Source organism: Mycobacterium sp. NGS62 (assembly GCF_059812285.1).
The window spans coordinates 107,895-120,324 of the sequence record NZ_JCALCK010000010.1; the positions used below are offsets into that span (position 1 = coordinate 107,895).

At 67.5% G+C, this 12,430-nt stretch carries 14 protein-coding genes; 2 read left to right on the plus strand and 12 right to left on the minus strand.

What is annotated here, in order from left to right; genetic code table 11:
• The first annotated feature begins 7 nt into the window (after positions 1–7).
• The gene (locus AC5Y49_RS19875) at positions 8–658 is read left to right on the plus strand and encodes a GAP family protein (RefSeq protein WP_499890159.1); all 651 of its coding nucleotides are present in this window, start codon (positions 8–10) and stop codon (positions 656–658) included.
• A 7-nt stretch (positions 659–665) separates the two neighbouring features.
• Here AC5Y49_RS19875 and AC5Y49_RS19880 read toward each other — a convergent pair whose 3' ends face one another.
• The 9 genes from AC5Y49_RS19880 to hisD are packed head-to-tail and all read right to left on the minus strand — an operon-like array spanning position 666 to position 8,382.
• Entirely contained in the window at positions 666–1,976 is a 1,311-nt protein-coding gene (locus AC5Y49_RS19880) for an MFS transporter (RefSeq protein ID WP_499890162.1), read from the minus strand.
• 34 nt (positions 1,977–2,010) lie between these two features.
• Complete coding sequence (gene hisI / locus AC5Y49_RS19885) at positions 2,011–2,358, minus strand: phosphoribosyl-AMP cyclohydrolase (protein WP_499890164.1); 348 nt, start codon at positions 2,356–2,358, stop codon at positions 2,011–2,013.
• Positions 2,355–3,128, minus strand: coding sequence for an imidazole glycerol phosphate synthase subunit HisF (gene hisF, locus AC5Y49_RS19890; RefSeq protein ID WP_499890166.1), 774 nt, complete (start codon positions 3,126–3,128; stop codon positions 2,355–2,357). Before hisF ends, hisI begins: the two co-directional genes overlap by 4 nt.
• 2 nt (positions 3,129–3,130) lie before the next feature.
• Positions 3,131–3,946 carry an inositol monophosphatase family protein gene (locus AC5Y49_RS19895; RefSeq protein WP_499890171.1) on the minus strand — a complete coding sequence of 272 codons (816 nt, stop codon included), beginning with the start codon at positions 3,944–3,946 and terminating at the stop codon, positions 3,131–3,133.
• Positions 3,943–4,674, minus strand: a complete 732-nt coding sequence (priA, locus tag AC5Y49_RS19900) for a bifunctional 1-(5-phosphoribosyl)-5-((5-phosphoribosylamino)methylideneamino)imidazole-4-carboxamide isomerase/phosphoribosylanthranilate isomerase PriA (RefSeq protein WP_499890174.1) — start codon at positions 4,672–4,674, stop codon at positions 3,943–3,945. Before priA ends, AC5Y49_RS19895 begins: the two co-directional genes overlap by 4 nt.
• Before the next feature lie 28 nt (positions 4,675–4,702).
• The gene (gene hisH / locus AC5Y49_RS19905; RefSeq protein ID WP_499890176.1) at positions 4,703–5,323 is read right to left on the minus strand and encodes an imidazole glycerol phosphate synthase subunit HisH; all 621 of its coding nucleotides are present in this window, start codon (positions 5,321–5,323) and stop codon (positions 4,703–4,705) included.
• Positions 5,320–5,934 carry an imidazoleglycerol-phosphate dehydratase HisB gene (gene hisB, locus AC5Y49_RS19910; RefSeq protein WP_499890179.1) on the minus strand — a complete coding sequence of 205 codons (615 nt, stop codon included), beginning with the start codon at positions 5,932–5,934 and terminating at the stop codon, positions 5,320–5,322. Before hisB ends, hisH begins: the two co-directional genes overlap by 4 nt.
• A 7-nt stretch (positions 5,935–5,941) precedes the next feature.
• Positions 5,942–7,069 carry a histidinol-phosphate transaminase gene (locus AC5Y49_RS19915; protein WP_499890181.1) on the minus strand — a complete coding sequence of 376 codons (1,128 nt, stop codon included), beginning with the start codon at positions 7,067–7,069 and terminating at the stop codon, positions 5,942–5,944.
• Positions 7,066–8,382, minus strand: coding sequence for a histidinol dehydrogenase (hisD, locus tag AC5Y49_RS19920; RefSeq protein WP_499890261.1), 1,317 nt, complete (start codon positions 8,380–8,382; stop codon positions 7,066–7,068). The genes AC5Y49_RS19915 and hisD overlap by 4 nt, the downstream gene beginning before the upstream one ends.
• 62 nt (positions 8,383–8,444) lie before the next feature.
• On the opposite strand from hisD, the gene AC5Y49_RS19925 reads away from it, so the two are divergent.
• Positions 8,445–8,855, plus strand: coding sequence for a nitroreductase family deazaflavin-dependent oxidoreductase (locus AC5Y49_RS19925; protein ID WP_499890183.1), 411 nt, complete (start codon positions 8,445–8,447; stop codon positions 8,853–8,855).
• A gap of 75 nt (positions 8,856–8,930) precedes the next feature.
• On the opposite strand, the gene nadC is transcribed toward AC5Y49_RS19925, so the two are convergent.
• The 3 genes from nadC to nadA are packed head-to-tail and all read right to left on the minus strand — an operon-like array spanning position 8,931 to position 12,411.
• Complete coding sequence (nadC, locus tag AC5Y49_RS19930) at positions 8,931–9,788, minus strand: carboxylating nicotinate-nucleotide diphosphorylase (RefSeq protein ID WP_499890185.1); 858 nt, start codon at positions 9,786–9,788, stop codon at positions 8,931–8,933.
• Entirely contained in the window at positions 9,788–11,359 is a 1,572-nt protein-coding gene (locus AC5Y49_RS19935) for an L-aspartate oxidase (protein WP_499890265.1), read from the minus strand. The genes nadC and AC5Y49_RS19935 overlap by 1 nt, the downstream gene beginning before the upstream one ends.
• The gene (gene nadA / locus AC5Y49_RS19940; RefSeq protein ID WP_499890187.1) at positions 11,359–12,411 is read right to left on the minus strand and encodes a quinolinate synthase NadA; all 1,053 of its coding nucleotides are present in this window, start codon (positions 12,409–12,411) and stop codon (positions 11,359–11,361) included. The genes AC5Y49_RS19935 and nadA overlap by 1 nt, the downstream gene beginning before the upstream one ends.
• Between the last annotated feature and the right edge of the window lie 19 nt (positions 12,412–12,430).

The following is a 12,430-nucleotide window of genomic DNA, read 5'->3' on the forward strand; positions in this document are numbered from 1 at the left end:
ACTGCCAATGCTGGTCACTGTCCTGGTCATGGCCCTTGCCGTCAGCGTCGAACCGTTCCGACTCGGGATGACCGTGCTCATGCTCAACAGGCCTCGACCGGCGCTGCAACTACTCGCGTTTTTGGCTGGCGGTTTCGCCATGGGTACGACGGTGGGTCTGGTTGTCTTGTTCGCGTTTCGACGCACACCGCTGTGGCCTAGCTACTTCACTTTGCCCAGAGTTCAGCTTCTGATCGGGCTTTTGGCGTTATTGGCCGCTGTCGTCGTGGGCATGGGTGTCCACCGGCGGTTGGGCTCGCGCCCGGCAAGGTTGGCTAGTCCGGCCCAACGATTGTTGAGCGGGCCTTCGCTGTCGGTCGCTGGCGTGGCCGGCCTCGCGATCGCGTTGCCTTCGGTCGACTATCTTGGCGCGCTAGCCGTCATCCTCGCCTCCGGCGCCGCAGCCCTGACGCAAGTCGCAGTGCTGTTGATGTTCAACGCCGTGGCCTTCGCGCTCATCGAGATTCCGCTGCTGGCCTATCTGCTGGCGCCCAAGACCACCACCACGTCGATGACAGCGCTGCACAACTGGGTTCGATCGCGTCGTCGCCGCGACGTCGCAATCCTGCTGGCCGCGTTCGGCGCTGCGTTCGTCGCAGTCGGCGCAGCGGGGCTGTGATCGGCAGCTAATCGGCAATACCCACCTCGGCGATGCGCTCGTCCCGGCGGGCCGGCGCGCGAATGGGCAGCATCGCCAGCAGCCCCGCCCCGAGTACGACTAGCAGGCCGCCCAGACCGGCCCGGTCAGCACCGAACAGATCGATGAACGCGAAGAACATCGACGGTGCCAGAAATGCTGCGGCTCGCCCGGTGGTGGTGTAGAGCCCGAAGGCCAGTCCTTCCTTGCCCTCAGCGGTCATTCGCAACAACAGAGCGCGCGCCGACGACTGGGTTGGGCCGATGAACAGACACAGCATGAGGCCGCATACCCAAAACGCCAGCGGCCCCGACAGCGCCAGCAGCAACAGCCCGACCGCGATCATCGAGGCCAGCGAGCCGAGGATGACAGTCTTGGACCCGACACGCTGGTCGAGGAGACCGCCGAAAACAGCACCCGTCGCCGCCACAGTGCTTGCTACCACGCCGAATAACAACACGCTGGCTTCTGAGATGCGATACACGTTGACGCCCAACACTGCCCCGAATGCGAACACGCCCGTCAGCCCGTCCCGGAACACGGCACTGGCAAGCAGGTAGTAGACGACGTTACGGTCGCGGCGCCACTCGCCAACAAGGTCCGACCAGAACTGGCGAGCCGCGCTCAGCGCGGCGACCGGTGCAGCGTCACCGGGTATGGCCGGCGGTTTCGGCGCCCAAATCAACAAAGGCAGCGCGAAAAGCAGAAACCAGGCTCCGGTCAGCAGCATCGCCATCCGCACGTTCAGACCATCGGCCGTCGAAATGCCCAGCGCGCCAGCCACCGGCCCGTCTCCTGCGATGAAGCCGACATACACCGCCAACAGCAAGGTCACGCTGCCGGCATAGCCTGCGGCCAAGCCAAAGCCTGATATTTTGCCCGAGGTCTCCGGCGTGGAGATCAGCCGCAGCGTCGCGTTGTACGGGACAGTGGCCAGGTCACTGCAGGCTGCGGTGGCGGCCAGCAGTATCAGGCCCGGCAACAGGTAGCGGGCGTCGTCGCGGACCAAACTCATCATCGCGGTCAGCGCCGCCACCGCCCCGGTCAGGACGGTCAGCACATTACGGCGTCGTCGCGGGTCAGCGACCCAACTTCCGGTCATCGGGGCGAGCAGGGCGACGGTGATGCCGGCAACCGTCATGGCCCGGCCCAGCGAACTCGTCGGCGATGTGCCCCCACCGGCTCCCACCGACGCGGTCAAATACACCGGGAAAACGAACGTGATGACGACCGCGTTGAGGCCCGTCGCTCCGCAATCCCATAGCGCCCATGCCAGCAACGGGGATTTCCGCACGGTCACAAACCTTATAGCTGCCGCGTGCGTGCGGTCACGGTCAGGCCTCGGGCTCCAGCAGCACGTCGGCGTCGAAGCAGCTGTGATCACCGGTGTGGCAGGCACCGCCGACCTGGTCGACCACCAGGAGCACCGCGTCGCCGTCGCAGTCCAAGCGCACCGAATGCACGTGCTGGGTGTGGCCCGACGTGGCGCCCTTGACCCACTGCTCGCCGCGGGACCGCGAAAAATACGTCGCCTGGCGGGTTTCCAACGTGCGGGCCAGCGCTTCGTCATCCATCCACGCGACCATGAGCACATCGCCGCTGCTGCGCTCCTGCACGATCGCGGTGAACAGACCGTCGGCGTTGCGCTTCAGACGCGCCGCGATTGTCGGGTCGAGCGTCATCGCACCGTAATCCCTTCAGCAGCCATCGCCGCTTTCACCTGCCCGATCGTCAGCTGGCGGAAGTGAAACACGCTGGCGGCCAGCACCGCATCGGCCCCCGCGGCCACTGCCGGGGCGAAGTGCTCAGCTGCTCCGGCCCCGCCACTGGCAATCACCGGCACGGTCACCGCCGCCCGGACCGCGCGAAGCATCGCCAGGTCGAAGCCAGCCTGGGTGCCGTCGGCGTCCATCGAATTCAACAGGATCTCCCCCACGCCCAATTCTGCTCCGCGAGAAGCCCATTCGACGGCGTCGATACCTGTGCCGCGCCGGCCGCCGTGTGTGGTGACCTCCCAGCCCGACGGTGTCGGCGGCGACCCGGCCGGCACGGTGCGCGCGTCGACGGACAACACGATGCACTGGGAGCCGAATGCTCGCGCCATCTCCGCCAGCAGGTCAGGGCGTGCGATCGCGGCGGTATTGATCGACACTTTGTCCGCGCCCGCTCGAAGTAGCATGTCGACGTCGGCGACCGTGCGCACGCCGCCGCCGACGGTGAGCGGTATGAACACCTGCTCGGCGGTACGGCGCACCACCTCCAGCATGGTGGCTCGCCCCGACGACGAGGCGGTCACGTCGAGAAAGGTCAACTCGTCAGCACCCTCGGCGTCGTAGGCGGCCGCGAGTTCAACCGGATCGCCTGCGTCGCGCAGATTTTCGAAGTTGACGCCTTTGACCACCCGACCGGCGTCGACATCTAGGCACGGGATCACCCGCACGGCGACATCCATGCTCAGTAGCTCCCAGGGTCGCCAACGGCCCGCAGCAGCTCGAGCATCTGAGCGTGCACGCCTGGTGCGGCCGCCAGCGCTGACCGCGATTGCGGGGTCCACTCTTCCCCGGCCAGATTGGTGACGATGCCACCGGCCGCCCGCACCAAAGCCACGCCGGCCGCGTGGTCCCACACATGATCACCGAAACTGATTGCACCGCCGAGGATGCCGTCGGCGACGTAGGCCAGATCGATGCCGGTAGCACCGTGCATGCGCAGCCGCGACGACACCCGGCTCAGACTCTCCAGCACCGCGAGGCGGTAGCGTCCCGGAAACCGCCCCCGCGACTCGACGTTGAACGTGCCGATGCCGATCACCGAATCGGTCAGGTCGGTGTGCTGCAGCGGAGGCTGGGGGGCACCGTTTTTGAGTAGCGGGCTGCCGACCACGGCCGTGTAGCGCTGCCCGATGAACGGCAGCCAGGTCAGACCTGCGACCGGTTCACCGTCATGCAACAGGCCCAGGAGGATGGCCGCCATGGGAGATCCGGCTGCGTAGTTGAATGTGCCGTCGACCGGGTCGAGTACCCATACCCACGGGGAGTCGAGGTCCGCACCGCCGAACTCTTCGCCATGCACCTCGATTCCGGTGTTCTTGACCAAGGCGTCGACGACCTGGCGTTCGATAGCCAGGTCGACTTTGGTGGCGAAGTCGTCTCCCTTTTTGGCCACCGCGGAGTCGGCGCGGTGGCCTTGCAGAAAGGGTTCGGCGGCGGCGTCGAGGACCGCCGCCGCTTCGGCCACCAACGCATCGAGGTCCTTGGTATCCACGGTCATTCGCGGACCGCCGCCAGAGCCTGCGGCAACGTGAAACGCCCTGCGTACAGAGCCTTTCCGACGATGGCACCCTCGACTCCGCTGTCGGCGAGCGTGGCGATGGCACGCAGATCGTCGAGGCTTGACACCCCGCCGGAGGCGATCACCGGGGCATCGGTGCGGTGAGCCACCGAACGCAGCAAGTCCAGGTTCGGCCCGGTCAACGTGCCGTCCTTAGTGACGTCAGTGACGACAAAGCGTGAACACCCTTCGCGGTCAAGGCGTTCCAACACATCCCATAAGTCGCCGCCGTCGGTTTCCCAACCGCGTCCGCGCAGCCGGTGCGCGCCATCGATGATTTGCACATCCAGGCCGACGGCAACTTTGTCGCCATGTTCGGCGATTACCGCAGCGCACCACTTCGGGTTTTCCAGGGCCGCGGTGCCGAGGTTGACCCGGGCGCAACCGGTGGCCAGCGCGGCGGACAGCGAGTCGTCGTCGCGGATACCGCCGGACAGTTCGACATGCACGTCGAGCTTGCCGACAACCTCGGCAAGGAGTTCGCGGTTGGATCCGCGACCGAAGGCGGCGTCGAGGTCGACCAGGTGCACCCACTCGGCCCCGTCGCGCTGCCAACCCAGCGCGGCGTCGATGGCCGAGCCGTATTCGGTTTCGCTGCCTGCGCGTCCTTGCACCAAGCGCACCGCGCGGCCGTCGACAACATCGACAGCCGGTAACAACGTCAGCACAGTGCCTCCCGCGGCGCGAAAGTATTGGTCATAGTCCTTCGATCCAGTTGCTGAGCAGGGCTGCCCCGGCATCCCCGCTCTTTTCCGGGTGGAATTGGGTGGCGGCCAGCGGTCCGTCCTCGACGGCGGCCAGAAACGGTACCTGATGGGTGGCCCAGGTCAGCAGCGCATCGGCTTCACCCGTCCAGCACTGGGCGGCGTAGGAGTGTACGAAATAGAACCGGTCGTCGGCGCTGAACCCTTTGAACAGTGCGCTACCCGGTGCGGCAGCCACCGTGTTCCAGCCCATGTGCGGGATCACCGGGGCGTCGAGTCGGGTGACAACACCGGGCCATTGCCCGCAGCCGTTGGTTTCGACCCCGAATTCGATACCACGGGCGAACAGGATCTGCATACCGACGCAGACACCCAAGACGGGGCGGCCGGCCGCGACGCGTTCCGCGATGACCCGTTCGCCTCCGATCCCCCGCAGCCCGGTCATGCATGCCTCGAACGCGCCGACGCCGGGTACCACCAGCCCGTCGGCGGTTGCGGCCGCGTTCAGATCGGAGGTCACCTCCACCGAGGCACCGACCCGTTGCAGCGCACGCTGCGCCGACCGCAGATTGCCCGACCCGTAGTCGAGGACGACTACTGATTTTGTTGTCACAAGGCGCCTTTGGTGGATGGCACCCCTGAGACCCGCGGGTCGGGCTCGACGGCTTGACGCAACGCTCGGGCGACAGCTTTGTACTCGGCCTCGGTGATGTGGTGCGGGTCGCGGCCATACAGGACACGAATGTGCAACGCGATACGGGCGTTGTTGGCCAGCGTCTCGAACACATGCCGGTTGACCACGGTGTGATAGGGCACGGTGTTGCCGGCGATGGTGAAGTGCCGCAGGTGATCCGGCTCGCCGGTGTGCACGCAGTAGGGCCGCCCGGATACGTCGACAGCGGCGTGGGCCAGCGCCTCGTCCATCGGGATAAAGGCGTCCCCAAACCGGCGGATGCCGTTCTTGTCGCCGAGAGCTTGGCCTAACGCTTGCCCGAGCACAATGGCGGTGTCCTCGATGGTGTGGTGTGCCTCGATCTCGACATCACCCTTGGCTCGCACCGTCAGATCGAAGCTGGCGTGGCTGCCCAGCGCGGTCAGCATGTGGTCGTAAAACGGGATACCGGTGTCGATCTGAACCTGGCCGGTGCCGTCGAGGTCGAGTTCGACGACGATGTCGCATTCTTTGGTGCTGCGTTCCACACGCGCGTAGCGGTTCTGGGTCATGAGGCTCCTAGGGGCTGGGTAGGGGCTGGGCCAATTCGGTGGCAGCGATCAACGCGCTGGCCTCCAAGAAGATGTCGTTCTCCTCGGCCAGCCCGGTGGTGACCCGCAGATAGCCGGGGATGCCGACGTCGCGAATCAGCACGCCGGCATCGAGGTAACGCTGCCAGGCGGTGGGCGCGTCGGCGAACTGCCCAAACAACACGAAATTCGCGTCGCTGGGCACCACCTGAAAACCTAAGCTGCTCAACGCGGCTGATACTCGTTCGCGTTCGGCGATCAGGGTGGCGACACTGCCCAGCGTGTCGTCGGCGTGTCGCAACGCCGCTCGCGCCGCGGCCTGGGTCAGCGACGACAGGTGGTAGGGCAACCGCACCAACAACATCGCCTCGATCACCGCCGGGGTGGCGATCAGATATCCCAGCCGCCCACCGGCAAAGGCGAAGGCCTTGCTCATGGTGCGGGTGACGATCAACTTGGTCGGATACTCATCCACCAGCTGGATCGCGCTGGCCTGCGACGAGAATTCGCCGTAGGCCTCGTCCAGAATCACTATGCCCGGCACGACGTCCAACAGCTGTCGCAGCTCTGAGGGTGAAACACTCTGCCCGGAGGGGTTATTGGGGCTGGCGATGAAAACCACATCGGGTCGGCGCTCGATCACCGCGCCGACGGCGGCCTCGATGTCGAGGCTGAAGTCATGTGCCCGCACCGTCTCGACCCATTCCGTGCGAGTGCCATCGGCGATGATCGGGTGCATCGAATACGACGGGACAAATCCGATCGCGCTTCTGCCTGGCCCGCCGAACGCCTGGAGCAGCTGCTGCAGGATTTCGTTGGAACCATTGGCGGCCCAAAGGTTTTCAACACTCAGCTGGACGCCGGTCTGTGCGGTCAGGTAACCGGCCAGGTCTCTGCGCAGTGCCACCGCGTCGCGGTCGGGATAACGGTGCAGGTCGGCGGCGGCGTCGCGCACCGACTGCACGACGTCGTCGACCAGCGCCCGGGTGGGCGGGTGGGGGTTTTCGTTGGTGTTCAGCCGCACCGGTACCGCCAACTGCGGTGCGCCGTACGGTGACTTGCCGCGCAGATCCTCACGCAGCGGTAAGTCCTCGAGTGTCACCGGCTTTCGGCTCATCGCTCGAACCTCCGGCGGACCGCCTCGCCGTGGGCGGGCAGATCCTCGGCTTTGGCCAACGTGATGACGTGGCCCGACACGTCTTTGAGCGCCGCCTCGGTGTAGTCGACGACGTGGATACCACGCAGAAAGGTCTGCACCGACAGGCCGCTGGAGTGTCGGGCACAGCCTGCGGTCGGCAACACGTGGTTGGAGCCTGCGCAGTAATCGCCGAGGCTGACCGGCGACCACGGCCCGACGAAAATTGCCCCGGCCGAACGGATCCGGGCCGCAACGGCGCCCGGGTCCTCGGTCTGGATCTCCAGGTGCTCGGCGGCGTAGGCATTCACGGCGCGGATACCGGCGTCGAGGTCGTCGACCAGGATGATCGCCGATTGTGGCCCGCGCAGCGCGGCGGTCACCCGCTCCCGGTGCACGGTGGTCTGCAGCTGGCTTGCCAGCTCGGCGTCGGTGGCGTCGGCCAGCGTGGCGCTCGGCGTGACCAGCACACTGGCGGCCATCTCGTCGTGCTCGGCTTGGCTGATCAGGTCAGCGGCGACGTGTGCCGAGTCGGCGGTGTGGTCGGCGAGGATGGCGATCTCGGTCGGCCCGGCCTCGGCATCGATGCCCACCCGGGAGCGGCAGAGCCGCTTGGCCGCGGTGACGTAGATGTTGCCCGGGCCGGTGACCATGTCGACGGGTGCCAGCTCGGCACCGTCGGCGTCGACGCCGCCATAGGCCAACAGGGCCACCGCCTGCGCTCCGCCGACGGCCCACACCTCGTCGACGCCGAGCAGCCGGGCGGCGGCCAAGATCGTCGGGTGCGGAAGGCCGTCGTACGCGGCTTGCGGCGGGCTGGCTACCACCAGCGACCCGACGCCGGCGGCCTGCGCCGGCACCACGTTCATCACCACGCTCGACGGGTACACCGCGTTGCCGCCGGGTACGTACAGGCCGACGCGCTCGACGGGAACCCAGCGCTCGGTGACCGTCGCGCCCGGGCCCAAGGTGGTGGTGTGATCGGCGCGCCGCTGATCAGCGTGTACGGCGCGGGCGCGGTCGATCGCCACCTGCAGCGCGTCGCGGACCTCGGCCGACAGGCCGGCCAGCGCCGCGTCCAACTCGGCGGCCGGCACGCGTATCGCCGCCGGTCGAACCCCGTCGAAGGACTCGCCGAAGTCCAGCGCGGCCTCGGCGCCCCGCTCGGCGACCGCTTCGACGATCGGGCGCACGGTCGGCAGCACAGCGTCGACGTCGGCGCCACCGCGCGGCAACGCGGCGCGCAGCCGGGCGGCGGACAAGTCGGCGCCGCGCAGGTCGATGCGGGCCATCAGGTTCACGCTGACCATTGTCCCAGAGCAGGCCAAATGGTTATCGGACCGGTACAGTGACCGCCATGCCCGCCACCGACCGCCCGAACGACGACGCGAAGCTGCCGGTTATCTTCCCGCCCTGGCTGGACCGGCTGCAGATCAAATACATGAACCCGGTGGTGAAGAAGGTCGCGCGATTCCTGCCCGGTACCTCGATCATCAAACACCGAGGTCGCAAGTCCGGTAAGCCGTACGAAACCGTCGTCACCACCTACCGCAAAGGCAACCTGCTGGCCATCGCGCTGGGCCATGGCAAGGCCGATTGGGTGAAAAACGTGCTGGCCGCCGGTGAGGCCGAGGTGCGGATCTCCCGGCGTGAGGTGCACGTCACCAACCCGCGGATCCTGCACCCCGGCAGCGGCGGCGACGGGCTGCCCTGGCTGGCTCGTGTGCAAGGGCGCCGGGTGGCGGTCCTCGTCGCCGACATCGCTTGAGCCATAGCCGCCAGACAGCAGCCAAGGCTGCGTCCCCGGACGAATCACGACCCAGGCTGCTGTTTCGCGACGCTGTTACATATCCAGTCCGACGTCGAGCACGCGCACCGAATGGGTGAGCGCGCCGACCGCGAGGTAGTCCACGCCGGTTCCGGCATAGGCGGCCGCATTGTCCAGCGACAGCCCACCGGATGACTCCAGCTTGACCGCCGGCGCATGGGCGTTACGCCGTTGCACCGCCGTTTGGGTCTGCCAGACCGGGAAGTTGTCCAGCAGCACCAATTCCGGTTCCTCGGCCAGTATCTGGTCGAGCTGCTCGAGCGAGTCGACCTCGACTTCGCACGGCAGATCGGGCGCAGCTGCCCGCACGGCACGCAGCGCCGCGACCACCGAACCGGCCGCCGCGACGTGGTTGTCCTTGATCAACGCCGCATCGCCGAGCCCCATCCGATGGTTGACACCACCGCCCACTCGGACCGCGTACTTCTGCAGCGCGCGCAGACCGGGCAGCGTCTTACGGGTATCGCGGATCTTCGCCCCGGTGCCGTGCACGGCGTCGACCCAGGCGGCGGTCGTGGTCGCGATGCCGGACAGATGGCATACCAGATTGAGCATGGTCCGCTCGGCAGTGAGCAAGCCGAGCGTGAGAGCCTCGACCGTCAACAGCGACGCGCCCGGCTGCAGTCGGGCCCCGTCCTCGACACGGTCGATCACCCGATAACCGTCGGGGCCCAGCACCTCGTCGAGCACCAGCAGCGCGACGTCCACACCGGCGATCACGCCAGCCTCGCGGGTGATCAGCGATGCGGTGGCCATCGCCCCTTCCGGCACCGTCGCCAACGTGGTGATGTCCGGCCCGTAGCGGAGGTCTTCGTCGAGCGCCCGGCCGATCGTGGCGCGCGTCTCGGCCACCTCGCACCCCGAGAGGGCCATCAGCACACCGCAGCCAGCGCCGCGGCGTGCACTGCGTTGTCCTCGGACAACCGGACGACGACGCTGCGCGCCTCGCTAACAGCAGCCTGGGGATATTCGGCGCGGTGATGGCAGCCGCGGCTCTCCTCGCGGGCCAACGCGGCCGCGGCCACCGCGCGGGCGGTCACAGTCAACGCGACGTCTTCGAGATCGACGCGGTCCATCAGACTGCGCACCGGTGCGGCCGAAAGTGTGTCGGCCAGCCGGTGCAGGCCGGCGGCGTCGCGGACCACCGAGGCGTCACGGGTCATCGCGCCCTGTAAGACGTTGCGCGCCACTGCCGTAGCGACTGGTAACGCGGGCAGCTGAGCGAGCGGCGGCCCGACTGCCACCGCATGCGCGGCCGCTGCTCTTCCGGCCCGGCCCCCGACGACCAAGCCTTCCAGCAGGCTGTTGGACGCCAGCCGGTTAGCGCCGTGCATCCCGGTTCGCGCCACCTCACCGGCCGCGAACAGCCCGGGAAGTTCGGTAAGCCCGTCGACATCGGTGACGACACCGCCGCAGCTGTAGTGCGCGCCGGGAACGACCGGAATCGGTTGCCGCACCGGGTCGATGCCGGCGGCCCGGCATGCGGCGGTCACGGTCGGGAAGCGGGTCTCGAAGCCGGCGATGGCGCGAGCGTCGAGATAGACACACGGGTCGCCGGTGGCGCGTAGCCGGGCGTCGATCGCGGCGGCGACGACGTCGCGCGGCGCCAGATCCCCCATTGGATGCACACCTGCGGTTATCGAATCACCCTGGGCGTCAAGCAATACCGCGCCCTCACCGCGAATGGCCTCGGTGACCAGGGGTCGGCGCCCGCCGCTGTGACCGTCGAACAGCATCGTCGGGTGGAACTGGATGAACTCGATGTCGCTGACCGCCACGCCGGCCCACAGTGCCAGCGCAATGCCATCCCCGGTGGAGCCGTCGGGGTTGGTCGTCGCGGCGTAGAGATGCCCCAAGCCGCCGGTGGCCAGGATCACCGACGGCGCGTGAATGATGCCGGGACCGTCGGCGTTGGCGATCAGCACCCCGGTCACATATGAGTCGTCGTGCAGCACTCGCAGGACCGCGTGGTTGGTGCGGATGTCCAGCACGCGCGCCGCATGGTCGAGCACCCGTTGCACCTCGGCGCCGGTCGCGTCACCGCCGGCATGCACGATGCGCCGGCGCGAATGTCCGCCTTCCCGGGTCAGCGCCCACTGTCCCGGTTGTGATTCGTCGAATTGCGCACCGTTGCCGACCAATTCGGACACCGCCCGGTAGCCGTCGGCGACGATCGAGGCCACGGCATCGGGATCGCACAGGCCCGCTCCGGCGGCCAGGGTATCGGCGACGTGGGCTGCCACCGAATCCCCGGTCTCCGGCAGCACCACCGCGATTCCGCCCTGTGCGTAGTGCGTGGCGGTGACGCCGGGCGTGCGGCCGGCCTTGGACAGCACCACGACACGCCTGCCGGCCCGTTGGGCGGCCAGCGCGGCGGCCAGGCCCGCGACCCCGGTGCCGATGACGACAACATCGGCGCGCTGCTGCCAGGCCGGTTGAGTGATCATTCGCCGCCGCCGGGCTGGCCGATGGCGATCATCCGTTGCACGCTTTGCCGTGCCAGCCGCGCTGTTTCGGGGTCGACGTGAACGTCGTCGGCGCCCTCGACCAAACAGCGCAGCAGCGCCGCCGGGGTGATCATCTTCATGAACTTGCACGACGCGCGGTCGTTGACCGCCTGGAAATCGACCTGTGGGGCCGCATTGCGCAGTTGGTACAACATCCCCACCTCGGTAGCGACCAGCACCTGACGAGCCCCGGTGGTTCGCGCGGCGTCGAGCATGCCGCCGGTGGACAAGATCTTCACCCGCTCTTCCGGAAATGCGCCCTCACCGGCCAGATACAGAGCCGAAGTGGCGCAACCACATTCGGGGTGGACGAACAGTTCCGCGTCAGGATGCTCGCGGGCCTGGTCGGCCAGCTCGTCGCCGTTGATCCCCGCGTGCACGTGGCATTCGCCGGCCCACACGTGCATGTTCTGGCGACCGGTCACCCGACGCACGTGGGCGCCGAGGAACTGGTCGGGGCAGAACAGCACCTCGCGACCCGGATCTATCGACGCCACCACGTCCACGGCATTCGACGAAGTGCAGCAGATGTCGGTGAGCGCTTTCACCGCGGCACTGGTATTGACATAGGAGACGACGGCGGCGTCCGGATGGTCGTCCTTCCAGGCCCGCAAGTCCTCGGGAGTGATCGAATCCGCCAGTGAGCAGCCGGCCCGCTGGTCGGGGATCAGAACGGTCTTGTCGGGGCTGAGGATCTTGGCCGTCTCGGCCATGAAGTGCACACCGCAGAACACGATGGTGTCTTCGGGCGCCTCGGCGGCGACTCGCGACAGCGCCAACGAGTCACCGACGTGGTCGGCGATGTCCTGGATCGCCGGCAATTGATAGTTGTGCGCCAAGATCGTCGCGCCACGCAACTCGGCCAGCCGGCGGATCTCTGCGACCCACAGTTCGTCGGCGTCCACGCCGGAGTAACCGGTGGGTGAGTCGGTGATACGCGCGAGCAGTTCGTCGCCCAGCGCTTCCGTGCGATTCAGGATTTCCGTCATCGTTTCGCCCCGATCAGGT